Source organism: Saccharothrix luteola (assembly GCF_020859565.1).
Lineage (GTDB): Bacteria > Actinomycetota > Actinomycetes > Mycobacteriales > Pseudonocardiaceae > Actinosynnema > Actinosynnema luteola.
In genome coordinates this window covers 1-25,017 of the sequence record NZ_JAJHUO010000013.1, presented here as the reverse complement: position 1 = coordinate 25,017, position 25,017 = coordinate 1, and the positions used below count along the sequence as shown (strand labels likewise).

The following is a 25,017-nucleotide window of genomic DNA, read 5'->3' as shown; positions in this document are numbered from 1 at the left end:
TGGACGGGACCTCGGACTGCGGGCAGGGATGTCACCGAGTGTGGCGTGGCGCACACCATAAGCAGCACGAGCAACCGGCCGCAACATGTCTACTGAACTACGCAAAAACTTGACTGCTGTGAATCAAGGGTCGCCGAATCGACCGCTTGCGCTGAGCTTGCGGAAACTTGCGTTCGCTTGCGCCGACCGTTCGGCGATCTTGCGACGGGTCAGTAGGCGCCGCTGAGCTTGCGGTGGTCCCACGAGACGACCGAGGTGGGCGCGAACCGCAGCCCGACCCGTTTCACCGCCTGCGCGGCCACGAACGCGTCCAGTTCCGGCCCGCTGTGCCCGGAGTAGCGCGCCGCCACCGCCGCGCCGATGCGGGCCACCTCGGCCCGCTCCTCGACCAGCCGCGCGTCGCACTCCATGGCCACGCCGCGCAGCTGGTCGTAGGTCTCCCCCGCCTCCAGCTGCAACGTCGCCTCCGGCTTGCGGCGCAGGTTCGCCACCTTCTGCGACGACCGGTACGTCCAGCCGACCAGGTCGCCGTCCTCCACCACGAACCACAGCGGCACGAGGTGCGGCCTGCCGTTCGGGCCGATCGTGGCCACCGTGACGACGCGCTGCTCCTCCAGGAACGCGCGCACCTCGTCGGTCGTCATCGTGATCAGGGCCCGGCGCGACATGGCGTCAGGATAGGCGGCTGTCCTCTCGCGACACCGCCGTGCCGGGTCCGGCGGACAGGTCGCCGACCGCGCCCTTCTCCAGCAACGCCAGGAACACGTCGACCAGGTCCGGGTCGAACCGCGCGCCGCGGCCGGAGCGCAGCTCGCGCACGGCCTGCTCGTGGGTCAGCGCGCGCCGGTGCGGCCGGTCGGCGCGCATCGCCGCCCACGCGTCGCACACCGACAGGATCCGCGCCTCGATCCGGATGCCGTCGCGGGCCAGGCCGTTCGGGTAGCCGGCGCCGTCCCACCGCTCGTGGTGCTGGCGGATGACCTCGGCCACCTCGCCGTGGTCGGGCAGCACGCCGACCATGCGCGCGCCGCTGTCGGGGTGCTCGTGCAGCAGGTGCCACTGCTGGTCGGTGAGCGGGCCGGACTCGGTGAGCAGGTCGTCGGGCAGCACGATCATGCCGACGTCGAGCAGCCGTCCCGCGCGGTGCGCGTTCTGGACCTCGGCCGGGTCCCGCTTCAGGTGCTCGGCGACGGTGCGCGCCCACTCGGCGATGGCCAGGCTGCGCCCGGGACTGGCCACGCGCAGGTCGACCAGGTCCGCGACCTGGTTCAGGTAGTCCACCGCGACGTCCTCCCGGTGCTCGGTGAGCGATGTGCCACCGGCGACCGCCCGGTCCCGACCGAGATCCTTGGCCAGGTACAACGCGCGGTCAGCCGCCGACACCAACGCGGACGCCGTGCCGTAGTGCGGCGCGAACGCGGCGGTGCCGGCGGAGAGCGTAACCGTCACCGATCTACGACCGCTCACGGCGATCGGATGGTGGGAGACCCCGTGCCGCAACCGTTCCGCGAGGCGGCCCAGGTTCTCGGCGTCCACACCGGTCGCGATCAGCGCGAACTCCTCGCCGCCGTACCGGGCGAGCACCCGGCCCTGGCCCGCGATCGCGCGCAGCCGGTTGGCCACCTCGACCAGCACCCGGTCGCCGGCCGGGTGCCCGAACCGGTCGTTGATCGACTTGAACCGGTCGACGTCGAGGATCACCACGCCGAGCGGGAGCCCGGTGCGCCTGGCCCGTGCCAGGTCGTCGGCGAGACGTGCCTCGAAGTAGCGGCGGCTGCGCAGCCGGGTGAGGCTGTCGGTGATGGCGAGGCTGCGCTGATCGACCGCGAGGCCCGCGAGGCGGGTGGCGGTCAGGGCGAACAGCACCGCGCAGCCCGCCGCGATCACCGGCACGTCACGGCGCACGCCTTGGGCGTTCTGCACCAGCAGCAACGCCGGCCCGATCAACGCGCCGCCGGACAGGATCGCCAGCCGCGGCCAGCTCAGCCTCAGCGCGGGCACGTCGACGGCCTGCGCCATCCGCCCCATCGACGGGTGCAGGGCGCACGCGCCGAGGGCCAGGTTGCCGGTCAGCCAGATCGCGTCCAGGAAGTTGCCCGCCGCGTAGCTGAGGTCGAGGCGCTGCAACACGTACACGGTGTCGGCCGTGAGGATCGCGGCCAGCCAGAGGACCAGCAGCACGAAGGACGCCTCCCGCCGTCCGCCGCCGAACAGCAGCCGCAGGGCGACCAGCAGCATCACCAGGTCCATCAGCGGGTAGGCCAGCGACACCATCTCGACCAGCAGCGGCGTGCCGAGGCGGGTCTGCGGGCCGATCACGAAGACCCACGACAGCAGGCCCGCGACCACCGTGAGCGAGACCGCGTCGAGGAGGCCGGGCAGGTCGCGGTCGGTGCGGCGCTGCCGGATCAGCATGAGCAGGCCGACCACGACGAGCGGGTAGTGGCCCAGGTAGAAGGCGTCGGCCACGGACGGGTAGCTGGCGTCGTTGAGCACGTAGTGGGCGATGTAGAACGTGGTGTCGGCCAAGGCGTACACGAGTTGGCTCAGGCCGAGCACGATCCACGGCGCGCGGGGCTCGGGCCGGTTGCGCCGCACGCCCCACCACACGGCGAGGGCGGCGGACGTGCTCACCGCGCAGTAGACGACCACCCGGAGCGGAATCGTGCCGACGAAGATCGGCAGCGCGTAGTAGACCCCGACCGATAACAGGCCGAAAACCAGGTATCCCATCCACAGCTGATGCTGTTCACCGATCGGGATTTCGCCGTTTTCGTCCGACGTTGCTCCGGCGACGCGCAATCCCGGCACTCCCCACTGAGGTGACGCTGACGTTCGACAAGGCGGGGCCATGAGACCGGTAAAGGGGAGTCCGCGTCAATCCCTGTTGCCGAGTCTTCATCCGCAGAACCGATGCGCATGGCCCATCCGCGCGGCTTCCGGGGGCTCTATAGAGTGCCTATTGGTCATGCCGCCGTCGCCGGTGACGGGCGGTGCCCGGACGAGGGGGAACGATGACGAAGGACGCGAAACACCTGTTGGAGCGGGTGCGGGAGGAGTTGAAGGGCGAGGGCGGGACGAACCGGCTGGTGCCGTTGATCGCATCCGGCGAAGCGCCGCTCGCGACGTTGCAGGCGTTGGCGGCCGAAGAGCACCGCATCGTGCAGAGCGATTGGCGAGCGTTCCTCACGTTGGCCGCGCAGTCTCCCGTGCCCGCGCAGCGCGAGTTCTTCGCGACGGTCGCGGGAGGCGAGGGGCTGGCGTTGGCCAAACTGGCCGATTTCGCCGCCGCGTGCGGCCTGACCCCGGACGACGTGGCCGAGTACCGGCCGTTGCCGGGGTGCCAGGCATATCCGTCGTACGTGGCCAGGCTGGCGTTGGACGGCAATCCGCACGACGCGCTCCTGGCGATTCTGGCGAACTTCGCGGAATGGGGTGGGTATTGCGCGACGATCGCCGCCGCGCTGCGCGAGCACTACGGTTTCGACGACGCGGGCTGCGCGTTCTTCGACTTCTTCGCCGAACCCTCGCCCGAACTGGACGCCTTGAGCCTGCGCGCCCTGACCGACGTCCTCGCGACGGGCTGGACCCCCGACTCCGCCCTACCCGCCGCCCGCCTCCTGCACTCCTACGAACTGATGTTCTGGAACACCCTGGCCGACCTCCCCTGACCTCGAGAGTCCTACGTTCACGTCGCGAGAGTCCTACGTTCAGGACCACTGAGTTCTACGTTCAGGCATCGCCGAGCGTTCAACTCGGGGTGCGCGAACGTAGGACTCTCGCGCGCTGGACGTAGGACTCTCGGGTCAGTGGGGGACGGAGGGTTGGGTGTCCCAGTTCTCGGCCAGGTCGGGGCGGCCGAAGAGGTAGCCCTGGGCGTAGGCGCAGCCGGCGTTGCGGAGCCAGTCCGCCTGGGCCTGCGTCTCGATGCCCTCGGCGACGGTGTGGGCACCGAGGACTTCCGCCAGGTCGATGATGCAGCGCACGACACCGGCGGTGCGGCCGGTCTCGGCGAGGGCGTTGGTGAACGACCGGTCGATCTTCACCACGTCGAACGGGTAGCGCTGCAGGTAGCTGAGCGACGAGTAGCCCGTGCCGAAGTCGTCCAGCGCCACCCGCACGCCGGTCTCCCGCACCTCCATCAGCCCGCGCATCGCCGCACCGTCGGCCCACACCGACTCGGTCACCTCGATCGTCAACCGCTCCGGCGGCAGGCCCGTGGTCTTGAGCACCCGGTCCAACGACGGCAGGAACGCGGGCGCGGACAGCTGCCTGGTCGACACGTTCACCGTCACGCCGAGCGAACGCCCCTGCTCGCGCCACCGCATCGCCTGCTCGCACGCCCCGGCCAGCACCTTGTTGCCCAGCGCCACGATCAGGCCGGTCTCCTCCGCCAACCCGATGAACTCGCCGGGCCCGAGCAACCCGTGCCCCGGCCGCTGCCACCGCACCAACGCCTCCGCACCCGCCGCCTCCGACGTCGCCAGGTCCACGATCGGCTGGTAGTGCAGCACCAGCTGCCCGTCGGACACCGCCGTGCGCAGGTCGGCCTTGTCGCGCTGCCGGGCCAGCACCCGCTCGCCCATCTCCGGCCGGAACAGCCGGACCCGCCCGCCGCCCTCGCGCTTGGCCACGTACATCGCGGTGTCCGCGTCACGCAGCAGCTCCGCCGTCCCCGCCCCCGGTGACGACACCGCGATGCCGACGCTGGCCCGGATCACCGTGTCGTGCCCCAACCCGGTCAACGGCCGCGCCAACTCCGACAAGATGCGGGTGGCCAGCCGTGCCGACTCACGCACGTCGTGACCGGGCGCGAGCACGGCGAACTCGTCGCCGCCGAGCCGCGCGGCGGTGGCCACGGGCCCGACGGCCCGGCCGATCCGCTCGGCCGCCGACACCAGGTACCAGTCGCCCGCCTCGTGCCCCTCGGCGTCGTTGACCTCCTTGAACCCGTCGAGGTCGATCACCAGCAGGCCCACCGCCTCGCCGGCCAGCAGCGCCTCGTCCACCAGGTGCAGGAAGTGCGTCCGCCCGGCGAGCCCGGTCAACTCGTCCCGCTCGGCACGGGTGCGCAACGCGTCCTCCAGCTCACGGCGCTTGCTCACGTCCAGCGCGGTGACCAGGGTGTGCTGTTCGGAGACGTGCTCGACCGGTACCGCCTGCACGGCGAGCACGCCGGTCGTGCCGTCCGCGCGGGTCACGCGGACCTCCACCGGGTCGTCGCCCGCACGGCAGCCGTGCTCGCAGCTCGTGATGTCCGGACCGTGCGGGCACGGCACCCGCCCCGACTCGTCTCCGCGCCAGTCCAGCAGCTCACGCGCACGGTCGTTGTGCAGTCGTGGCGCGCCGAAGACGTCGAGCAGCACGAGCCCGATCGGGCTGGCCCGCACCACGGCCTCGACAGTGCGGTGCGCGTCCTCCATCAGCCGCACCGAGCGCACCGTCTCGTGCAGCGCCAGGGCGGCGACCGCCAAGCCCATCAACGGCATCACAACGGACGCGACGAGCGGACCCGTAACCACGACCGGCTTGAACGCGATCCACGCCACGAAGCCGGACACGTACCCCAGCATCGCGGGCACCACCTTGACCGGGAACCGCTCCTGGCTGCCGAACAGCGCGCGTCGCATCGTCACCGCGAACAGGAAGTTGATCACGGGCGCCGGGTTCGGGAGTACGAAGACCGCGCCGTGGACGATCACGCCTTCCGCCAGGGCGACAGCCCAGCCGCCCCGGTTCGGCCACAGTCGCCAGGCCGCGAGCATGACCGGCACGAGCAGGATCGGCACCAACCGCTCGTGCCCCGTGCCCACGAAGAGCAATTGCAGGGTGAACACCGTGACGCTGAGGTAGGCGTACACCTCGGTCAGTCGCCGGATCCGTCGCAACCCGGTCTGGGCGGGTGACGCGGGCAGGTGGTCCACCACGGCGCGCGTTGGACGTGCCACGCCCCGTTACCCCCAAGTCAAGCGGTGATCGATTGAACGTCCCCTCGCGGGGGAGAACGCACTATCCATACCGATGTTCCCGGTACGCAACCGCCATTCGGGTGAGTCCACTGTGGACCGGCCGAAACAGGGGCAGGAATCGAGCGCGGGTCACGATCCGGGGGTGGACTCCTGCGGCGGCCCGCTGTCGGGCAACGGGTCCGGCGTGGTCCTGGCGAGGTCCGCGGCGACCGCCTTGGCCTCGTCGATCTTGCGCCGCGAGGCGGCCAGCCGCTCGTCCTCCTCCGGCGTCTCGACCCGGAAGTCCTCCGGCGAGTGACTCTCGCGTTCGCGCTCGTCAGCCATGTGACCGGGGTTTCCGCGCACCCCGGCGGCAAACTTGGACACCGGCCGCACGGCGGGTTACCGTCGATAAGAGCCCGCTGGTTCGTAAAGCCGCCGAGGAGATCCGATGTCGAGCACGACGACCGCGCCACCCCGCCCGTCCGCGCGGCGGCGCGTGATCTTCACGGCGGTGCTGCTGACGGTGACCGCGCTGCTGTTCTGGGTCCCGTGGACGGGCTTGCTCGCGCCGGGCGCGCGGTGGCCGTGGCCGGTGCAGGTCGTCGGCACGGCGTTCTTCGTCGTCACGTCGGTGGCGTTCCCGCTGCTGCTGGTCCGCGCGCACGGCCGCCGCCACTCCGACCGGGCGTCACGGGTCGCGCACCTGATGCTGGGCGTCGCGTGGGTGTTCTTCGCCTGGACCCTGATCACGCACGTGCTGCGGATCGTGCTGGCGGTGGCGGGCGTGGAGAACCCGTTGCGGGCGCGGTTCGTCGCGGTCACCCTGCTCGTCCTCGGCCTGGCGCTGGTCGCGCACGGCATCCGCGAGGCGCGCCGCGTGCCGCGGGTGAAGCGGACGGACGTGCCGCTCCCCCGGCTGGACGCGGCGTTCGACGGCCTCACCATCGCGGTGCTCGCGGACACCCACTACGGCGCGATCGACCGCACGAAGTGGTCCGCGGCCACGGTGGCGGCGGTCAACGCCCTCGACCCGGACGTCGTCGTGCACGTCGGCGACATCGCGGACGGCACGGTGGCGCAACGCCGCGGCCAGGCCGCCGCGCTGGGCGACGTCCGGGCACGGCACCGGTTCTACGTGTCGGGCAACCATGAATACATCAGCAACGCCCAGGCGTGGCTGGACCACATGACGGAGCTGGGCTGGACGAGCCTGCACAACCAGCACCGGGTGCTCGAACGCGGCGACGCGCGGCTGGTCTTCGCGGGCGTGGACGACGTCACCGGAGCTCACTCGGGCGAGACCGGACACGGCGCGGACCTCGACGCCGCCCTCGCGGGCACGCGGGCGGACGACCCGGTGGTGCTGCTGGCCCACCAGCCCAGCGAGATCCCCAAGGCCGTCGCGGCGGGCGTCGACCTCCAGTTGTCCGGCCACACGCACGGCGGCCAGATCTGGCCGTTCCACCTGCTGGTGCGGCTCCAGCAGCCGGTGCTGGCGGGGTTGAGCCGCCACGGCGAGCGCACCCGGCTGTACACGAGCCGGGGCGCGGGTTTCTGGGGTCCGCCGCTGCGCGTCTTCGCGCCGAGCGAGATCTCGTTGCTCACCCTGCGCGCCGCCTGATCCACCGCCCGTGCGCGGAGGCGTGCACCGGGAGGATTTCGGCCCTACCCACACGGGTGTACGCCTCACACGAACGGGTGAGCACCGTTGTTCGGTGGCGGGAGCAGTCGCACGCTCGGCAGCAGAGGTTCGGCAGGTCGCGGTAGCGGTCACGACGCCGTCGGGGGAAACCTCGACACACCCGACGCCGCCGAAGGACTCCCATGAACGACATCTCCCGTCGAGACGTGTTCCGGCACGGCGCGACCGCCGCCCTGATCGCGATCACGGCGGCCGGTTTCGCCGGCCTCGCCTCCTCCGGCGCCACGGCCGGTCCGAGCAGGGTCGCCGCCCTCGCCGATCCCCGTGACTTCGAGGAGACCTACAAGGGGAAGAAGATCAAGGGCGAGCACGACAAGGACAAGGGCAAGCACAAGGTCCACATCAACGGCCGGAAGCTCGGCGTCATGCAGGTCGAGCTGCCCGTGGGACCCGACTCGGCCGCGACCTACACCGCGGTGCTCAGCACGCTCAACCACTTCGACCCCATCCCCCTGGACGAGGGGAACAACCGGGACGGCCTCAAGAAGCTGGCGAAGCTCGCGGTGGACCAGCTCGGCGACCAGGAGCTGACCCACGACGCCGACCACCCGCACCCGTGACCGGCGCCCGACCGCCCGCGAAAGGAACGAGCCCATGGGCACCCGCAAGAGCGCGGCCGCGCTGACCGCCACCGAGAAGTCCGACTTCGTCGCCGCCGTCAAGGCGCTGAAGGCGCAGGCCAGCGGCCGCAACTACGACTGGTTCGTGCGCACCCACATGACGTACTTCAACGCGGTCAACAGCCACAACTACGCGCACATGTCGTCGTCGTTCCTGCCGTGGCACCGGCGGTTCCTGCTCGAGCTCGAGAACGGCCTGAAGGCGATCAACCCGGCGGTGAACCTGCCGTACTGGGACTGGACGGCCAACCGCTCCACCACCGGCGCGCCCTTCACCTCCGACTTCATGGGCGGCAACGGCTCCGGCGGCAACGGCGCGGTCCTCAGCGGCCCGTTCGCCGGCTCCACGAGGTGGCGGATCAACGTCAGCGCCACGTCCTCGACGTCGTTGCGGCGGGCCATGACGCTACGCGGCTCGCTGCCCACGACGTCCGACGTCGACTCCGTCATGGGCGTGTCGACCTACGACGTGTCGCCGTGGAACTCCTCGTCCAGCAGCGGCATGCGCAACCGCGCGGAGGGGGGCCTGTCGCCGAACCTGCACAACCGCGTCCACGTCTGGGTCGGCGGGCACATGGCGCAGGTCGACTCGCCGAACGACCCGGTGTTCTTCCTGCACCACTGCAACATCGACCGGCTCTGGTCCCGGTGGCAGGAGCGCTGGGGCTTCGGCGCCGACCGGTACCGGCCCGGCGGCGGCGTGGCGAACGTGGTCGACGTGGACGAGCCGTTGGACCCCTTCGGCGTCACCGTGTCCTCGACCCTGGACCACCGGGGCAGCTACACCTACGCGTGACGGGACGGGCATGATCGGCCCGTGAAGGTCCTGGTGGTGGGTGCGAGCGGGTTGGTCGGGCAGCACGTCGTCGGGCGGTTGCGGGCAAGGGGGCACGAGGTGACGTCCGTGGCGCGGACCGCGCGGGACGACCTCGACCACGCCCTCGACGCGACGACGGCGACCGAGGCGGAGTTCCGGGCGTTGCTCGCGGGTCACGACGGCGTGGTGTTCGCGGCCGGTGCGGACGACCGGGAGGTGCCGCGCAGTCCCGCGTACCCGGTGTTCCACCGGGGCAACGTCGCACCGGTCGTGCGGCTGCTCGCCGCCGCGCGCGAGGAGGGGTTGAGCCGGGCGGTGGTGCTCGGGTCGTACTACACGCACTTCCACCGGCTGCACCCCGAGTGGCGGCTGGTCGACCGCCACCCGTACGTCCGCAGCCGGGTCGAGCAGGCACGGGAGGGCCGAGCGGCGGCGGGGCCGGACCTGCCGGTGGCGGTGCTGGAGCTGCCGTTCGTGTTCGGCCGGGCCGGTGACCGGCTGCCGAACTGGGCGGGCCCGCTGGACAAGTGGGTCCGGTCGCGGTCCCCGCTGCTCGCGCCGCCCGGTGGCAGTGCCGCCACGACGGCCGCGCAGGTGGCCGACGTCGCGGTCGACGCGCTGGAGCGGGCGTCCGGCGAGGACATCCCCGTGGCGGCCGAGAACCTGACGTGGCCGGACATGATCGGCCGCATCGCGACCGCCGCCGGTCGGCCGCGGGAGGTGCGCCGCCTGCCGGGCGCGGTGGTGCGGGTGGCGTTGCGGGTGACGGGGCTCGTGCAGCGGGTGACGGGCAAGCAGTCCGGCATCGACCCGGCGCACGCGGGCGCGCTGCTGCTGCGCGAGCTGTTCGTCACACCGATCCGGCCGGTTTCGGTGGACGACGCCATCGCCGAGACGTTCCCCCGGGCCTAGTAGGCGCGTCGACGGGGGTCGGGCGGGTCGTAGTCGTAGTCGTCGTCCTCGGGCACGTCGAACGGGAGCGGGCGGTTGGTCCAGGAGTCGATGAGCACCACGATGGCCGCGCAGACGATGACGACGACGCCGACCCAAGCCAGGCCACCCCAGATCAGGATGCCCGCGATCAGCACCAGCGGCAGGACCATGAACAGGCAGAACGGGTCCACCCGCCCGAACTGCCGCCGTGCTCCGGAACTCGCCATCTACGCCCTCCCAGTCAAGCGCCTCCCCGGGTGAACTTACGCGACGTGGTCCGCGCGGCCTCCAGCCGGGCGGTCACGCACCGCGTTGTTCGCGGCCGGGGTACCGGCCTCGGGCGCGTTCGGCGGCCGTGGCGGGCACGGCCGAGATGATCATGCCGGCTCCGCGTCCGACGTGCGGCAGGGTGTCGGCCGGGGTGAACGGGAGGCTACCGGCGGGCGGGTGGCGAATCGGAGATCACATGACTCCGCAGGTGCGGCGTTACACTGCTCGATGTGCCGAATCTGCGGATCAGTGACGCCGCCTCCCTGCTCGGGGTGAGCGACGACACCGTGCGCCGGTGGATCGACCAGGGCCGCTTGGCCGAGGTGCAGCTCGACAGCGGGCGCAAGGGTGTCGACGGCCGCGAGCTGGCCGAGTTCGCCCAACGCCTGGCCGAGGCGCCGGAGCCCGGCGTGACGGTGGCCGCGTCCGCGCGCAACCGGATGCGCGGGATCGTCACGCGCGTGGTCAAGGACGGGGTCATGGCGCAGGTCGAGCTGCAGGCCGGGCCGTTCCGGGTGGTCTCGCTGATGAGCCGCGACTCGGCCGACGAACTCGGCCTCGAGGTGGGCGCCGTGGCGGTCGCGTCGATCAAGTCCACGCACGTCGTCGTCGAGATCCCGGAGGCGTGATGCGCGCGCTGGCGCTGGCGGCGCTGCTGGTGGTGGCCGGTTGCGGCGCGCCGGGAACCACGGCGGCCGGCCGCGTCACGGTGTTCGCGGCGGCGTCGTTGACGGAGGCGTTCACCAGGCTGGGCGAGGACTTCGAGGCGGCCCACCCCGGCGTGGAGGTCGCGTTCAACTTCGGCGGCAGTTCGGCGTTGGCGCAGCAGATCGGGCAGGGCGCGCCGGCGGACGTGTTCGCCTCGGCCGCGCCCGCGAACATGGCGCAGGTGGCCGACGCGGGCGGGACGGCCGCCGAGCCGGTCACGTTCGCGCGCAACCGGTTGGTGATCGCGGTGCCCGCGGGCAACCCGGCGGGGATCACCGGGCTGGCGGACTTCGCGGACGACGGGGCCAAGATCGCGTTGTGCGCGGCGCAGGTGCCGTGCGGCGCGGCGGCGGAGCGGGCGTTCGAGGCCGCCGGGGTGACCGCGCGGCCGGACACCGTGGAGCAGGACGTGAAAGCGGTGCTGACCAAGGTGCGGCTGGGCGAGGTCGACGCCGGGCTGGTGTACCGGACGGACCTGGGGTCCGCGGCCGGCGAGGTCGAGGGCATCGGGTTCCCGGAAGCCGACCGGACGGTCACCGACTACCCGATCGCGCCGTTGGCCAAGGCCCGGAACGCGGCTGGCGCGCGGGCGTTCGTGGACCACGTGCGGTCCGACCGGGGTCGGGCGGTGCTCGCCGAGGCCGGGTTCGACGCGCCGTGACGTCGACCCGCCGTCGGACCGGGGGCCGCCTGCCGGTGGCGCTGGTGCTGCCGGCCGTGCTCGGGCTCGCGTTCCTGCTCGTCCCGTTGGTGGGCCTGCTGGTCCGCGCGCCGTGGAGCACGCTGCCGTCGCGGCTTTCCAGCCCGTCGGTCGGCGAGGCGCTGCGGCTGTCGTTGGTGTGCGCGAGCCTGGCGACGGTGGTGTGCCTGGTGCTGGGCGTGCCGCTGGCGTGGCTGCTGGCGCGCGGTGACGTGCCGGGGCGGGGCGTGCTGCGGGCGTTGGTGACGGTGCCGCTGGTGCTGCCGCCCGTGGTGGGTGGGGTGGCGTTGCTGTTCGTGCTCGGTCGGCGGGGGCTCGTCGGGCAGTACCTGGACGCGTGGTTCGGCGTCTCGCTGCCGTTCACCACCGCCGGGGTGGTGCTGGCGGAGGCGTTCGTGGCGATGCCGTTCCTGGTCATCTCGGTGGAGGGCGCGCTGCGGGCCGCCGATCCGCGTTACGAGGAGGCCGCCGCGACGCTGGGCGCGTCGCGCTGGCTGGCGTTCCGGCGGGTCACGTTGCCGTCGATCCTGCCGGGGGTGGTCGCGGGCACGGTGCTGTGCTGGGCCCGGGCGTTGGGCGAGTTCGGGGCCACCATCACCTTCGCGGGCAACTTCCCGGGCGAGACGACGACCATGCCACTGGCCGTGTACCTGGCCCTGGAGACCGATCCGGACGCGGCGATCGTGTTGAGCGTGGTGCTGCTGATGGTGTCCGTGGGTGTGCTGGCCGCGCTGCGCGACCGGTGGATCAGCGGGCCGTCATGACGCTGCACGCCGATCTGAGGGTCACCCGCGGCGCGTTCCGGCTGGGCGCGGAACTGGTGGTGGAGCCGGGTGAGGTGGTCGCCCTGCTCGGCCCGAACGGCGCGGGCAAGAGCACCGCGCTGCGCGCCCTGGCGGGACTGCTCCCGTTGAGCGGCGGGCACATCCGGCTCGGCGACCAGGAGTGGGACGTGCCGCCGACCGTGTTCCGGCCCGCCGAACGGCGTCCGATCGGCGTGGTGTTCCAGGACTACCTGCTGTTCGCGCACCTGTCGGCGCTGGAGAACGTCGCCTTCGGCCTGCGGGCGCGGGGTGCGGGCCGTGCGGACGCCCGAGCGGAGGCGGGACGGTGGCTGGACCGCGTCGGGCTGACCGCGCACGCGAAGGCCAAGCCGCGCGCGCTGTCCGGCGGGCAGGCGCAGCGCGTCGCGCTGGCCCGCGCCCTGGCCACCGGGCCGGACCTGCTGCTGCTGGACGAGCCGCTGGCCGCGCTGGACGCCGCTACCCGGCTGCACGTGCGCGCCGAACTCGGCAGGCACCTGCGCGACTACCCCGGCCACACGCTGCTCGTCACGCACGACCCGCTGGACGCGATGGTGCTGGCCGACCGGCTGGTGGTGCTGGAGCACGGCCAGGTCGTGCAGGAGGGCGCGCCGACCGAGGTGGCCCGCCGCCCGCGCACGGACTACGTCGCCGACCTGGTCGGCCTCAACCTGTACCGCGGCACGGCACGCGGCACGACCGTGTCGTTGGACGCCGGCGGCACGCTCACCGTGGCGGCGCCGGCGACCGGGCCGGTGCACGTGGTGTTCCCGCCGAGCGCCGTCGGCCTGCACCCCGAGCGCCCGGCCGGCAGTCCGCGCAACGCGTGGCGCGTCACCGTGGCCGGGATCGAGCAGCACGCCCACACCACGCGCGTGCGGCTGGACGGTGTGCCGCCCGTGCTGGCCGACATCACCACCGCCACCGTCGCGGACCTCCGGCTCCGGCCTGGTGACGAGCTGTGGGCCGCCGTGAAGGCCACCGAGGCACACGCATACCCGTCGTAACAAGTGTGAGTAACCAACCACTCTTCTGCTGATCTGCCTTGACAGGACCCTCACTCTCAGCGTTGACTCAAGTGTGAGTAACTGACCACTCACATACTGGAGGAAGCGATGAGCGAGCAGTCCGCCGAGCAGGTCCTGGAAGTCGTGCTGCCGGGCGTGGTCGAGCCCGAGGGCTTCCGGCTGCGCCGCCGCGAGCGCCCGACCCCCGGCCCGGGGCAGGCGCTGGTGCGGGTCGAGGCGTCCGGCGTCTCCTTCGCCGAGAAGCAGATGCGCAAGGGCAAGTACTTCGACCAGCCCCCGTTCCCGTTCGTGCCCGGCTACGACCTGGTCGGCACGGTCGCGTCGGTCGGCGCGGGCGTGGACCCGGGCCTGGTCGGCGGGCGGTTCGCGGCGCTGACCAAGACCGGTGGCTGGACCAGCCACGCGGTGGTGGACGCGGCCGACCTGGTGCCGGTGCCGGCGGGGGTCGACGTGGCCGAGGCGGCGGCGCTGGTCGTCAACGGGGTCACCGCGTGGCAGCTGGCGCACGGCTTCGCCGAGGTCCGGGCCGGCCAGACCGTGCTCGTGCTGGGCGCGAACGGCGGTGTCGGGTCGCTGCTGGTGCAGCTGGCCGTGCTCGCCGGCGCACGGGTGATCGGCACCGCCTCGGCGCGGCACCACGACGCGGTCCGGGCGCTGGGCGCCATCCCGGTCGACTACCGCGACGCCGACGTGCCCGGCAAGGTCCGCGAGCTGGCCCCGGACGGCGTGGACGCGGTGTTCGACCACGTGGGCGGACCCGGCCTGGTCGACTCCTACCGCCTGCTCGCCCGCCGGGGCGCGCTCATCGCGTACGGCAGCGCGTCCACGAAGGACGAGCCGGGCTCGGCCATGCTGCCGGTGCTGAAGCTCGTCGTGCGACTCCTGTGGTGGAACGCGCTGCCGAACGGGCGCCGCGCCACCTTCTTCAACGTCTGGGCGGGCAAGCGCAACCGCGCCAGGTTCCGCGCGCGGCTCGCCCGCGACCTCGGTTCGGTGTTCGCCCTGCTCGCCGACGGCTCCCTGTCACCCAGGATCGCCGCTCGCGTGCCGCTGGAGCGGGTGGTGGACGCCGTGCGCCTGGCCGAGTCCGGCGCCGTCACCGGCAAGGTGATCCTCCTCCCGCAACGCTGGACGGAGTAGTCGCGCGCCGCAACACCCACTCGGGGTGTCCTTTCCATCACCGGTGCGGGTCGCGGAAACGACGTGGTGAGCTCAACGCCGACCTGTCCCAGCGCATCCACTCCCGCACCGGGCCGGCGACCCCGGACGACATGGACGCGCTGCTCGCCGCGGTGTGGAAGGAGCCGACCTTCTTCCTGACCCACCCGCGCGCGATCGCGGCGTTCATGAAGGAGTGCGGCAAGCGCGGGGTGTACCCGAGCGGCGTCGACCACAACGGTCACCAGATCCCGGGCTGGCGCGGCGTGCCGATCTTCCCGTGCGGCAAGATCCCGGTCAGCAGGACCAGGACCAGCTCGATCATGCTGATGCGCACCGGGGAGGACGCGCAGGGCGTGATCGGCCTGCGGCAGACCGGGCTGCCCGACGAGTACCAGCCCGGGTTGAACGTGCGGTTCATGGGCATCGACGAGAAGGCGATCACGTCCTACTTGGTCGGCGCCTACTACTCGGCCGCGATCCTGGTGCCGGACGCGCTCGGTGTGCTGGAGGACGTGGAAGTCGCCCGGGAGTAGCCCTGCGACGGCGCCGACCCTGGTCGGCCGAGGGCCCGTGGAGCCTGGGACAATCGCCTGCCTACGAAGGAGGCTGTGTCAGGTGAGTGCCCACCACCAGGACGTGCCGTCGCTGCTGGAACGGATCGCCACGACGATGTCGGAGGCGATCGGCCGGGTCCGTGAGGACCTGGCGGGCGCGGATCCGGTGGTGCGACGATCCGATCGCGCCGATTTCCAGTGCAACGCTCCCCTGGCGTTGGCCAAGCGCGTCGGCGTGCCGCCACGCGACCTGGCCGCGCAGGTCGTGGCCGGGCTCGACGTCGAGGGCGACGCGGTGATCGCGGCGGTGGAACCGTCCGGTCCGGGCTTCCTCAACGTCACCGTGACCGGCGCCGCGGTCTGGGAGCAGGTCGCCGCCCGCCTGGCGGACGCGCGCCTCGGCGTGGGCGTGACCGAACCGGGTCGTCGGGTGGTGATCGACTACTCCGCGCCCAACATCGCCAAGGAGATGCACGTCGGGCACCTGCGCACGACGATCATCGGCGACAGCCTCGCGCGCGTGGTGGGTTTCCTCGGCGCGGACGTGCTGCGGCAGAACCACCTGGGCGACTTCGGGACGCAGTTCGGGATGCTGATCCAGTACCTCGACGAGCACCCCGATGCCGCGTGGCACCAGGACGAGCTGGGCGAGGGCACCTCGGCGGTGTCGGCATTGGACGGTCTGTACCGGTCGGCGCGGGCGGAGTTCGACGCCGACCCGGAGTTCGCCGACCGGTCGCGCTCGCGGGTCGTCGCCCTCCAGGCCGGCGACCCGGCGACGGTCGCGGTGTGGCAGGACATCGTCGCGGAGTCCGAGCGGTCGTTCAGCGCGATCTACGACCGGCTCAACGTGCTGCTGACGCCCGAGGACTCGGTCGGCGAGTCGTTCTACAACCCGATGCTGGGCGAGACCGTGCGGGAGCTGGTCGACGCGGGGCTGGCGGTGGAGAGCGACGGCGCGCTCGTCTTCTACTCCGACGAGGTGTCCGGGCCCGAGGGCAAGCCGGTCACCCTGATGGTCCGCAAGCGCGACGGCGGGTACGGCTACGACACCACGGACCTGGCCACCATCCGCTACCGCCTGCGCGACCTCAAGGCCAACCGGTTGATCTACGTCACCGACTCGCGGCAGGCGCTGCACTTCCAGCTGGTCTTCGAGGCGGCCCGGCGGGCGGGCTGGCTCACCGACGGCGTCACCGCCGAGCACGCCGCCTACGGCACGATCCTCGGTCCGGACGGGACGCCGTTCAAGACCCGCGCGGGCGGCACGGTCCGCCTGATGGACCTGCTCGACGACGCGGTGTCGCGCGCGCGGGCGATCGTGGCGGAGAAGAACCCGGACCTCGACGCGGCCGAGCTCGACCGGATCGCCGAGTCGGCGGGCATCGCCGCGGTCAAGTACGCCGACCTGTCGACCTCGCGGGTGAAGGACTACTCGTTCGACGTCGACCGCATGGTGTCCTTCGCCGGCAACACCGGGGTCTACCTCCAGTACGCCCACGCCCGGGTCAGTTCGATCCTGCACCACGCGGGCGATTCGGGCACGACGGTCGACCGCGCGGTCCCGATGCACCCCGCCGAACGAGAGCTCGGCTTGGCGCTGGACGCCTACGGCGCCGTCGTCACCGAGGTCGCCGACACCCTGGAACCGCACCGGCTCTGCGGCTACCTCTACGACCTGGCCCGCGCCTTCACCGCCTTCTACGACGCCTGCCCCGTCCTCAAGGCCGACGAACCGGTGCGCGGCAACCGAGTGGCCCTGTGCCGGCTGACCGCGCGGACCCTCGGTCACGGGCTCGAACTGCTGGGGATCACCGCGCCGCAACGGATGTAGCCGACCGGTTCGGTGGTGCATGCTCGTACCCGTGATCGACGACTTCGCCAAGCAGTACCTGCACGACGACCTGCGAGAGATCCGCGAGGTGGTGCTGCGCAAGCTCGACGGGCTGTCCGAGTACGACGTCCGCCGTCCCCTGACCGCGACCGGGACCGGGACCAACCTCCTCGGCCTGGTGAAGCACCTGGCCGTGTCGGAGTCCCGGTACTTCGGCGAGGTCTTCGACCGGCCGTTCCCCGAGGCCCTCCCCCGGTGGGACGACCTCGCACAGCGCGGAACCGACATGTGGGCGACCGAGCACGAGACGCGTGAGGACATCATCGGCCTGTACCGGCGCGTCGGGCGGCACTCCGACGCGACGATCACCGAGCTCGCCGTCGACGCGCCCGGTCACGTCCCCTGGTGGCCGCGTCCGGACGTGATGCTGTTCAACGTCCTGGTCCACGTGCTGACCGAGACCAGTCGGCACGCCGGGCACGCCGACATCCTGCGCGAACAGCTGGACGGCGAGGTGGAGATGGACGCGGCGAGCATGGCCCGGCAGGGGCGGGACGCGGCGTTCTGGGCGGACCGGCGCGCGGAGGTCGAGCGGGCGGCCAAGGCGGCCGAGGCGACGACGGCCTGACCGGTCGCCTGGTGCGACGACCGGCCCGGTCGCCTGGTGCGGTGCTACGCTGAGGGTGTTGGAGACCCCTTCCGCACGTCGGACGCGTCTGCCGTCGTCACGTGGAAGGACAGGCGACTCGTGCCACATCTTCACGGTCCCGCGCACTTCACCGAGGACCCGTACTCACACATCGTTTCGCCCCGCGGCATTCCGGTGGACGACCTCGTCTCGGTCCTGCAGAAGGACATCAGGCGCGGTCGCGTCGACAACGCCGTGCTGGCCGCCTACGAGATGTTCACGACCTCGCCGGACGTCGCTCAGCACCTGTGGCGGCGGCTGCGGATCATCGCGGTCGAGGACGTGGGGATGGGTCTGCCCCTCGGACCGCTGCTGGTCGACGTGCTCCACCGCAACTCCGACGCCACGCGCGGTGGGGACTGGATGATGGCGTGCCACGCCGTGCGCCTGCTCGCTTCCGCGCCCAAGGACCGCACCGGTTCCGAGCACGCCGATTGGGTCGCCACGAAGGTCGCGCTCGGGGAAGCGCTGGTCGAGGTCCCCGACTACGCCCACTGCGTGCACACGCGCGCGGGTCAGGAGTTGGGCCGCGGCTTGGTGCAGTGGTGGGAGAACGGTGCCCTGGTGCGCGACGAACTGCCCTCGGCGGATCACCGCTACCGCGAGGAGCTGATCGAGATCCACCGCCGTGACGAAGCGGAGAACGGGACCGCGCCGCGCCCGTCCCGGTGGGCGAGCGCCACCGGGACTCCCGACCACGGCTGACGGACGCCTGCGGAACCGCCGGCCGGTGCGGGCGGAACGACCGATCTCCGATCACGGCCGTCGGCCGTCGGGGTCAGAGGTAGGTGACGCCGGTCAGTTGCTCGGCGGCCGCCCAGAGTCGCTTGCCGATGGCCGGGTCGGCTGCTTCGCGGCCGAATCGGGCTTCGGTGACCGGGCCCATCGTCTCCCAGAGCCTGGACGGCCCGAAGAACTGGCCGCCCCGCACCCCGGGTGCGGTCGCGGCGTGCAGCTGCGGCAGCGCGCCCTGCTCGACCGACTGCGTGGCCAGCAGGCCGACCCGTGCGATCACCTGCCCGAACCGGCCGCGGTGCTCCCAGGCGCGCGGGGTCAGGTTCGTGCGGGTGACGCCGGGGTGGGCCAGCACGCCGACGATCGGCGACCCGGCGGCGCGCAGGCGGCGGTCCAGTTCGACGCCGAGGACCGTGGTGGCGAGCTTGGACCGGCCGTAGGCGGTGGTGGCCCGGTAGCGGCGTTCGGACATCAGGTCGTCGAAGTCGAGGTGGGCGTTCCGGTGGGTGATCGAGCTGAGGCTGACCACGCGGGCGTCCCCGGCCGCGGCCAGGTTGTCGAGCAGCAGGCCGGTCAGCGCGAAGTGGCCCAGCACGTTGGTGGCGAACTGCAGCTCGAAGCCGTCGGCGGAGGTGCGGCGCGGGCCGAGCAGGACCACGCCGGCGTTGTTGACCAGCAGGTCGATCGCCGGGTGGTCGTCGGCCAGCCCGGCGGCGAACGCGCGCACCGAGTCGAGGGACGCCAGGTCCAGCTCGCGGACCTCGGTGTCACCGCCGATGCGCAGGGCGGCCCGCTCGCCGGCGGCGGTGTCGCGGACGGCGAGCACGACGTGGGCGCCGCGGCGGGCCAGTTCGGTCGCGGTGACCAGGCCGAGGCCCGAGTTCGCGCCGGTCACGACGGCGACCCGGCCGCGCTGGTCGGGGATGCGGTCGGCGGTCCATCCGGTCATCTGCTGCTCCTGGAGGTGTCGGTGTCCCGCCGACGTTAGGGGCGGTTCGGGCCGGTTCGGTCGGTGTCGGTTTCCTGGGTCTGCGAGACCTACCTCGGGCGCCCGGCGGCGAGACACACTGGTGGCATGAGCAGTCCCCATCCCTACGCCCGCGAGCTCGGCGACTTCCTGCGCGCCCGGCGCAGCCGGCTGCGCCCGCACGACGTCGGCCTGGAGCCGGGCGGCCGGCGCAAGGTCTCCGGGCTGCGGCGCGAGGAGTTGGCGTTGCTGGCCGGGCTGAGCACCGACTACTACCAGCGGATCGAGCAGGGCCGGGAGGTGCGCCCGTCCGACGACGTCCTGGACGCGCTCGCCGGCGCGCTCGGCCTCGGCGACGAAGAACGGCGGCACCTGTTCACCCTGGCCCGCGCGGCCCGCCGGCCGGCGCCCGCCCGGGTGCACCGCGATCCGGAACGGGTGCCGGCCGGCACGCGTCGGCTGCTGCGGGTGACGGGCACGCCGGCGGTCGTGCTCGGCAGGCACCTGGACCTGCTGGACTGGAACCCGATGGCGGAGGCGCTGTTCGGCGACCCGGGCGGCTACCCGCCCGACCGGCTCAACATGCTCCTGCTGCTGTTCGACGACGCGCGGACCGGCGCGCGGAGCTGCCCGGACTGGGAGCGGCAGGCGTTGGACTACATCGGCATGATGCGCGCCGCCGTCGCCACGGACCCGACGCACCCGCGGGCCACCGCGATCGTCGGCGAGCTGAGCATCCGCAGCGCGGAGTTCCGCCGCCTGTGGGCCCGGCACGACGTGCGCGAGTCGGTCAGCGGCACCAAGACGTTCCGGGTTCCGGAGGTGGGCGACATCGTCCTGGACTGGGACAGCTACCCGCTGCCCGGCAACCCGGGACCGGTGCTGCTCGTCTACACCGCCGAACCGGGCAGCGCCGACGCGGACCGGCTGCAGCTCCTGGCGTCGTTGCACGCGACGCGCTCGGCGTCCGCGGACTGACTACTCCCGGGTCGCCGGCGCGGTCACACGTCGAAGTGGTGTCGATCGAGTTCGGCGCGGAGCCGGTCGAGCCACTCCGCGCCGAGCCTGCGGCCGTCCGGGAACCGGTCGTCGCGGTCCCAGCGCCAGGTGGTGATCATCGCCAGGACGAGGAGCCTGCACTCGCGCAGCAACTCCCGGTCGACGCCCGGGTAGTGCTCCTCGACGTGCTCGGGCGCGTGGGCGAGGTCGAATTCGACGGGTCCGAGGCAGCACGTCTCGAGGTCGATGAACAGGGGTCCGCTCTTCGTGGTGAGCACGTTGCCGGGGTGCGGCTCGCCGTGCAGGAGCTGTTCGGCGGCGCCGCGCCCGGTGATCGCCCGTCGCAGGCCTCGCAGCGCGTCGCCGAGGAGCCGCCGGTCCGCGTCGACGAGCGCCGGGGTGAAGTCGCGGTGCGCCACGAGCCGTCGGGCCTGCTCGATCCGATCGGTGAAGTGCGGCGCGGGGACGTCGACCCGGCGCATGCCGGCGTGCAGCCGTTGGAGCGCGTCGGCGTAGTCGGCTGACGGGATCTCTTGTGCGTCGCGGATTCGTAGTAGGTCCACAGCGTGATGGCGAAGCCGTCGCGTTCGTGGACGCGTGGCTCGACTCGTGGCTCCAGTGCCGCCACCGGACTCCCGGAGGCGGCGAGCCGTTGTGCGAGGTCGATCTCGAACTGCGCGACCTGGTGCGCCACCGGCGCCACCCGGGCCAGCACGTCGCACGGCAGCAGGCGCAGGGTGAGCGTGTTCGAGGCTTGGAGGACGACCGTGTCGTCGACCGCCAGCCCGAGCGCGGCGGCCGTGGAGACGCTCGCGGCCACCGCACGTGGCACGTCCGATGCCTCCATCGTCCCCCTCAGGTCGCGCGGCCAGGCCATTGTCCGGCAGGACGTCCGTCGGTCGGAAACGACTTTCTCGGGCGGCTTCCCCCGATCCGCGGGGTCAGGGGGCGGCTGACCGGGTGAGGACCAGCGCTTCCCAGGGCCGGAGGTCCACTCGTCCGGGCGAGATCAGCGCCTCGTCGGTGTTGGCCAGGACGACGTCGGCGGCGGACCACTCGCGGTCCAGGTCGACGGTCTGCGGTGTGCCGCCGAGGTTGGCCACGACGAGCAGGCGGGTGTCGTCCAGGGTGCGTTCGTAGGCGTAGACGTGCGGGTGGTCGGGCAGGAGCATGCGGAAGTCGCCGAGGGCGACGACGGGGAGTTGGTGGCGCAGCCGGATGAGCTCGCGGTAGTGGTTGAAGACGGAACGGGGGTCGTCGTACTGGGTCCGGGCGTTGAGCCAGGTGTGGTTGGGGTTCACGGCGAGCCACGGTTCGCCGGTGGTGAAGCCGGCGTTGGGGGTGGCGTCCCACTGCACGGGGGTGCGGGCGTTGTCGCGGCCCATCGCGCGCAGGCCGCGCAGGACCGCTTCGGGGTCGGCGCCGGCGGCGACGGCTTGGCGGTAGTGGTTGAGCGATTCGACGTCGCGCATCTCGTGCACGCCGGCGAACGGCGCGTTCGTCATGCCCAGTTCCTCGCCCTGGTAGACGTACGGCGTGCCCCGGTGCAGGTGCAGCACGGTCGCCAGCGCGGTCGCCGACTCGCGCCAGTGCTCGCCGTCGTCACCGAACCTCGACACCACGCGGGGCTGGTCGTGGTTGTTCCAGTAGAGGCTGTTCCAGCCCACGTCGGCCAACGCCGTCTGCCAGCGGCCCAACGACGCCTTCAGGTCGCGCAGGTCCAACGGCTTCGGGTCGAACTTCCCGCCCGGCCCCTGGTCGAGCCAGACGTGCTCGAACTGGAACACCATGTCCACCTCGCCCCGCGCCGGGTCGGTGAACAGCCGGGCCTGCTCCCACGTCACGCCCGGCATCTCCCCCACGGTCAGGAACTCGCCGGCGCGTCCCGCGAACACCTCGCGGTTCATCTCGCGCAGGAAGTCGTGCACGCCGGGGCGGGTGGCGACGTGCGGGAACCCGTCGCCGAGGCCGCCGACACCGGTGGTGGCACCGTCGGGCAGGTCGGGGTCCTTGGAGATGAGGTTGATGACGTCCATCCGGAAGCCGTCCACGCCCCGGTCCAGCCACCACCGCATCATCGCGTAGACGGCTTGCCTGACCTCGGGGTTCTCCCAGTTCAGGTCCGGCTGCTTGCGGTCGAACAGGTGCAGGTAGTACTCGCCCGTGGCCTCGTCCAGCGTCCACGCGGGGCCGGAGAAGAACGACCCCCAGTTCGTCGGCTCCGCGCCCGGCTGACCGGCTTCGAAACCGTCACGGGGCGGACGCCACCAGTACCAGTCCCGCTTCGGGTTGTCGCGCGACGACCGGGACTGCACGAACCACGGGTGCTCGTCGGAGGTGTGGTTGACCACCAGGTCCATCACCAGCTTCATCCCGCGGGCGTGGACCTGACCCACCAACGCGTCGAAGTCCGCCAACGTGCCGAACACCGGGTCGATCGCCTGGTAGTCCGAGATGTCGTAGCCGTTGTCCGCCTGCGGCGAGGCGTAGACGGGCGAGAGCCAGATCACGTCCACGCCGAGCCGTTCCAGGTGGTCCAAGCGCGACGCGAGCCCCGCCAGATCACCGACGCCGTCACCGTTCGAGTCGGCGAAGCTGCGCGGGTACACCTGGTACACCACCGCCGAGGTCCACCACGGCGCCGTGGTCGGGGTCGTTGCCCGGGCCTGCTCCAGAGTCATGTTCCACCCTCACCTGGTTCGTCGGACGTCGTCCCAGTCCACCACTACCCGCGCGGCACCGCACCCGACACCGCCGTCCCCCGTCCGGACGCACGCCCCGACCGCCGGCACGTCGGTCCGATGTGGACGGTCAGGGCGGCCGCCGACCGAGGTCCGGTCAGGCGGGCCGGCCCACCGCGGTGTGCGCGGGCACGCGGAGCAGCGTGATGGCGGCGGGTGTGCGCACCCGGAAGCCCAGCGACTCGTAGAGCCGGATCGCGGAGGTGTTGGTGGCGGCGGCGTGCATCAACGCCTGCTCGCCGCGGGCGCGGATGCCGGCCGCGACGGCGAGCACCAGCCGGGTGGCCAGGCCTTGGCCGCGGTGCGCGGGATCGGTGCACACGGCGCTGATCTCGGTCCACCCCGGCGGTCGCAGGCGTTCGCCGGCCATCGCGACCAGCGCGCCGTCGCGCCGGATGCCCAGGTAGGCGCCCAGTTCCACGGTCCGCGGCCGGAACGGTCCGGGTTGGGTGCGCTCCACCAGGTCCAGCATCTCCGGCACGTCGGCAGGCCCGAGCCGGACCGCCTCGGCGTCCTCGGCGACCCGCAGGCCGTCCTCCACCAGCTGCACCACCTCGATGCGCTCGACGACCTCCCAGTCGGCGGGCGGGGCGAGCGTCGAGGTGATCGGCACGATCGCGTCCGGTCCGGCGAGCGCGGCGACGTCGGACCACACCCGCTCGTCCGGGCGGTCGGGCAGCCCCACGAACGTCGCCACGTCCAGCGGGTAGCGCGCCACCTGCCCGTGCCGTTCGGCGAAGTGGGCGTGCGGTCCGGTCAACGACGTCCAGGCCGGGTTGTCCAACGGCGAGGCCATGCGCGGGTACCCCCCAGTAGTTCGCGACTGCGCGAATCATCCGCGCCGCCGGGCCGGTCTGTCCACCACCTCATCGCTCTCGGCGGAATCCGTCCTGGGCTGAACGGGGTGTCGATCCGCGTGCCCCGGGTGGGCGCGGTCGCTGACGTCCGCTTTGCCCGTGGTCTACGCCTGCCTGTTCCTGCTCGGGGTCGGCGAGACGATCGCCGCCAACGCGTCGTCGGCGGTGGTCGCCCCGGAACTCGTGCCGCGGGCAAACTCGCGCTTGGTGGCGACGCACATCCTCGGCAACCAACTCGTCGCGCCCTGGTCGGCGCGGCGGTGTTCGTGGTCGCCGCCGCGGTGCCGTTCGGGCTGGACGCGGCCAGTTTCGTGATCGCCGCGGTGCTCGTCGCGGCGCTGCGGGGCCTGCCGGCGCAGGCGCCGGTGCAACGGCGGACGGTGCGCGCCGAGATCGGCGAGGGGCTGCGCCGGCTGTGGCGGCACGAGGTGCTGCGGACGCTCGGCCTCTGCCTGTGCCTGTGCCTGATGAACCTCACGCTCATGGGCGCGTTGTCGATCATGGTGCTGTACGCCGGTGAGCGGCCGGGCCTCGACCCGCGGTGGTTCGGCCTGCCGCTCAGCACGATCGCGGTCGGCGGCGTGCCCGGCACGGCGGTCGCCGGCCGGTTGGTCGACCGGTTCGGGCCGACCGCGCTGCTGCGGGTCGGCCTGGTCGTCGAGGCGGGCACCCACCCGGGGTTGGCGCCGGCCCGCGACGTGTGGGTCGCGGGCGCCGTCCTCGCGGTGTTCGGCGTGCACGCGGTGGTGTGGAACGTGATCACGCAGTCGATCCGGCAGCGGGAGGTGCCCGACGAGCTGCGCGGCCGGGCCGGTAGCGCCTTCTTCCTGCTCAGCGTCGGCGGGTCCGCGCTGGGCGCGCTCGTCGGCGGGCTGCCGGCCCGCCAGTTCGGCATCACCACGCCGTTCTGGTTCGCGGTCGTGGTGGTGGCGGGCGTGGCGGCCGTGGG

At 72.4% G+C, this 25,017-nt stretch carries 24 protein-coding genes and 1 pseudogene; 16 read left to right on the top strand and 9 right to left on the bottom strand.

Going from position 1 to position 25,017, the window contains the following annotated elements:
• Positions 1-209: 209 nt before the first annotated feature.
• Together LNK82_RS19095 and LNK82_RS19090 are read right to left on the bottom strand one after the other, a co-directional pair.
• Positions 210-668, bottom strand: coding sequence for a pyridoxamine 5'-phosphate oxidase family protein (locus LNK82_RS19095; RefSeq protein ID WP_230568366.1), 459 nt, complete (start codon positions 666-668; stop codon positions 210-212).
• A 4-nt stretch (positions 669-672) separates the two neighbouring features.
• Positions 673-2,733: a diguanylate cyclase gene (locus LNK82_RS19090; RefSeq protein WP_230568365.1), complete on the bottom strand. Its 2,061-nt coding sequence runs from the start codon at positions 2,731-2,733 to the stop codon at positions 673-675.
• A gap of 281 nt (positions 2,734-3,014) precedes the next feature.
• On the opposite strand from LNK82_RS19090, the gene LNK82_RS19085 reads away from it, so the two are divergent.
• Entirely contained in the window at positions 3,015-3,671 is a 657-nt protein-coding gene (locus tag LNK82_RS19085; RefSeq protein WP_230568364.1) for a thiaminase II/PqqC family protein, read from the top strand.
• A gap of 135 nt (positions 3,672-3,806) precedes the next feature.
• Here LNK82_RS19085 and LNK82_RS19080 read toward each other — a convergent pair whose 3' ends face one another.
• Together LNK82_RS19080 and LNK82_RS19075 are read right to left on the bottom strand one after the other, a co-directional pair.
• Positions 3,807-5,948: a putative bifunctional diguanylate cyclase/phosphodiesterase gene (locus LNK82_RS19080; RefSeq protein WP_230568363.1), complete on the bottom strand. Its 2,142-nt coding sequence runs from the start codon at positions 5,946-5,948 to the stop codon at positions 3,807-3,809.
• A gap of 150 nt (positions 5,949-6,098) precedes the next feature.
• Entirely contained in the window at positions 6,099-6,293 is a 195-nt protein-coding gene (locus tag LNK82_RS19075) for a hypothetical protein (RefSeq protein WP_230568362.1), read from the bottom strand.
• Between the two features lie 106 nt (positions 6,294-6,399).
• Here LNK82_RS19075 and LNK82_RS19070 point away from each other — a divergent pair, with 106 nt between their 5' ends.
• The 4 genes from LNK82_RS19070 (at position 6,400) to LNK82_RS19055 (ending at position 10,002) form a co-directional block, all read left to right on the top strand.
• On the top strand, positions 6,400-7,572 hold the full coding sequence (locus tag LNK82_RS19070) for a metallophosphoesterase (RefSeq protein WP_230568361.1): 1,173 nt from the start codon (positions 6,400-6,402) through the stop codon (positions 7,570-7,572).
• A gap of 203 nt (positions 7,573-7,775) precedes the next feature.
• Positions 7,776-8,213, top strand: coding sequence for a tyrosinase family oxidase copper chaperone (locus LNK82_RS19065; protein ID WP_230568360.1), 438 nt, complete (start codon positions 7,776-7,778; stop codon positions 8,211-8,213).
• 34 nt (positions 8,214-8,247) lie between these two features.
• Positions 8,248-9,069, top strand: a complete 822-nt coding sequence (locus tag LNK82_RS19060; RefSeq protein ID WP_230568359.1) for a tyrosinase family protein — start codon at positions 8,248-8,250, stop codon at positions 9,067-9,069.
• Positions 9,070-9,090: 21 nt separating this feature from the next.
• A complete protein-coding gene (locus tag LNK82_RS19055) occupies positions 9,091-10,002 on the top strand; it encodes an NAD-dependent epimerase/dehydratase family protein (RefSeq protein WP_230568358.1) in 912 nt (303 codons plus the stop codon).
• Here the strand turns inward: LNK82_RS19055 and LNK82_RS19050 are convergent.
• Positions 9,999-10,250: a hypothetical protein gene (locus LNK82_RS19050; RefSeq protein WP_230568357.1), complete on the bottom strand. Its 252-nt coding sequence runs from the start codon at positions 10,248-10,250 to the stop codon at positions 9,999-10,001. The genes LNK82_RS19055 and LNK82_RS19050 overlap by 4 nt on opposite strands.
• A gap of 273 nt (positions 10,251-10,523) precedes the next feature.
• On the opposite strand from LNK82_RS19050, the gene LNK82_RS19045 reads away from it, so the two are divergent.
• From LNK82_RS19045 to LNK82_RS19005, 9 genes and pseudogenes are all read left to right on the top strand, one after another.
• A complete protein-coding gene (locus LNK82_RS19045) occupies positions 10,524-10,922 on the top strand; it encodes a TOBE domain-containing protein (protein WP_230568356.1) in 399 nt (132 codons plus the stop codon).
• Complete coding sequence (gene modA / locus LNK82_RS19040; protein WP_230568355.1) at positions 10,922-11,662, top strand: molybdate ABC transporter substrate-binding protein; 741 nt, start codon at positions 10,922-10,924, stop codon at positions 11,660-11,662. The genes LNK82_RS19045 and modA overlap by 1 nt, the downstream gene beginning before the upstream one ends.
• Positions 11,659-12,465, top strand: coding sequence for a molybdate ABC transporter permease subunit (modB, locus tag LNK82_RS19035; RefSeq protein WP_230568354.1), 807 nt, complete (start codon positions 11,659-11,661; stop codon positions 12,463-12,465). The genes modA and modB overlap by 4 nt, the downstream gene beginning before the upstream one ends.
• On the top strand, positions 12,462-13,511 hold the full coding sequence (locus LNK82_RS19030) for an ABC transporter ATP-binding protein (RefSeq protein WP_230568353.1): 1,050 nt from the start codon (positions 12,462-12,464) through the stop codon (positions 13,509-13,511). Before modB ends, LNK82_RS19030 begins: the two co-directional genes overlap by 4 nt.
• A gap of 108 nt (positions 13,512-13,619) precedes the next feature.
• Entirely contained in the window at positions 13,620-14,672 is a 1,053-nt protein-coding gene (locus tag LNK82_RS19025) for a medium chain dehydrogenase/reductase family protein (protein WP_230568352.1), read from the top strand.
• 74 nt (positions 14,673-14,746) lie between these two features.
• Positions 14,747-15,226: pseudogene (locus tag LNK82_RS19020) on the top strand (Crp/Fnr family transcriptional regulator); the annotation flags it as partial.
• Positions 15,227-15,308: 82 nt separating this feature from the next.
• Positions 15,309-17,081 (top strand): arginine--tRNA ligase, encoded by a 1,773-nt coding sequence (gene argS, locus LNK82_RS19015; RefSeq protein WP_230568351.1) that lies wholly within the window; start codon positions 15,309-15,311, stop codon positions 17,079-17,081.
• A 19-nt stretch (positions 17,082-17,100) separates the two neighbouring features.
• Positions 17,101-17,709: a DinB family protein gene (locus tag LNK82_RS19010; protein ID WP_230568350.1), complete on the top strand. Its 609-nt coding sequence runs from the start codon at positions 17,101-17,103 to the stop codon at positions 17,707-17,709.
• A 195-nt stretch (positions 17,710-17,904) separates the two neighbouring features.
• Entirely contained in the window at positions 17,905-18,474 is a 570-nt protein-coding gene (locus LNK82_RS19005; RefSeq protein WP_230568349.1) for a hypothetical protein, read from the top strand.
• Between the two features lie 73 nt (positions 18,475-18,547).
• On the opposite strand, the gene LNK82_RS19000 is transcribed toward LNK82_RS19005, so the two are convergent.
• A complete protein-coding gene (locus LNK82_RS19000; protein WP_230568348.1) occupies positions 18,548-19,453 on the bottom strand; it encodes an oxidoreductase in 906 nt (301 codons plus the stop codon).
• Positions 19,454-19,579: 126 nt separating this feature from the next.
• Between LNK82_RS19000 and LNK82_RS18995 the strand changes: the two genes are divergently transcribed.
• Complete coding sequence (locus LNK82_RS18995; RefSeq protein ID WP_230568347.1) at positions 19,580-20,449, top strand: helix-turn-helix transcriptional regulator; 870 nt, start codon at positions 19,580-19,582, stop codon at positions 20,447-20,449.
• A gap of 23 nt (positions 20,450-20,472) precedes the next feature.
• Here LNK82_RS18995 and LNK82_RS18990 read toward each other — a convergent pair whose 3' ends face one another.
• The 3 genes from LNK82_RS18990 to LNK82_RS18980 all read right to left on the bottom strand — a co-directional run bounded on the left by LNK82_RS18990 (position 20,473) and on the right by LNK82_RS18980 (position 24,007).
• On the bottom strand, positions 20,473-21,033 hold the full coding sequence (locus tag LNK82_RS18990; protein WP_230568346.1) for a phosphotransferase family protein: 561 nt from the start codon (positions 21,031-21,033) through the stop codon (positions 20,473-20,475).
• Between the two features lie 378 nt (positions 21,034-21,411).
• Positions 21,412-23,151, bottom strand: a complete 1,740-nt coding sequence (locus LNK82_RS18985) for a glycoside hydrolase family 13 protein (protein ID WP_230568345.1) — start codon at positions 23,149-23,151, stop codon at positions 21,412-21,414.
• A gap of 157 nt (positions 23,152-23,308) precedes the next feature.
• Positions 23,309-24,007, bottom strand: a complete 699-nt coding sequence (locus tag LNK82_RS18980; protein ID WP_230568344.1) for a GNAT family N-acetyltransferase — start codon at positions 24,005-24,007, stop codon at positions 23,309-23,311.
• A gap of 327 nt (positions 24,008-24,334) precedes the next feature.
• Between LNK82_RS18980 and LNK82_RS47775 the strand changes: the two genes are divergently transcribed.
• Positions 24,335-25,017, top strand: a 683-nt coding sequence (locus LNK82_RS47775) for an MFS transporter (RefSeq protein WP_230568343.1), incomplete at its 3' end; no start/stop codon positions are given.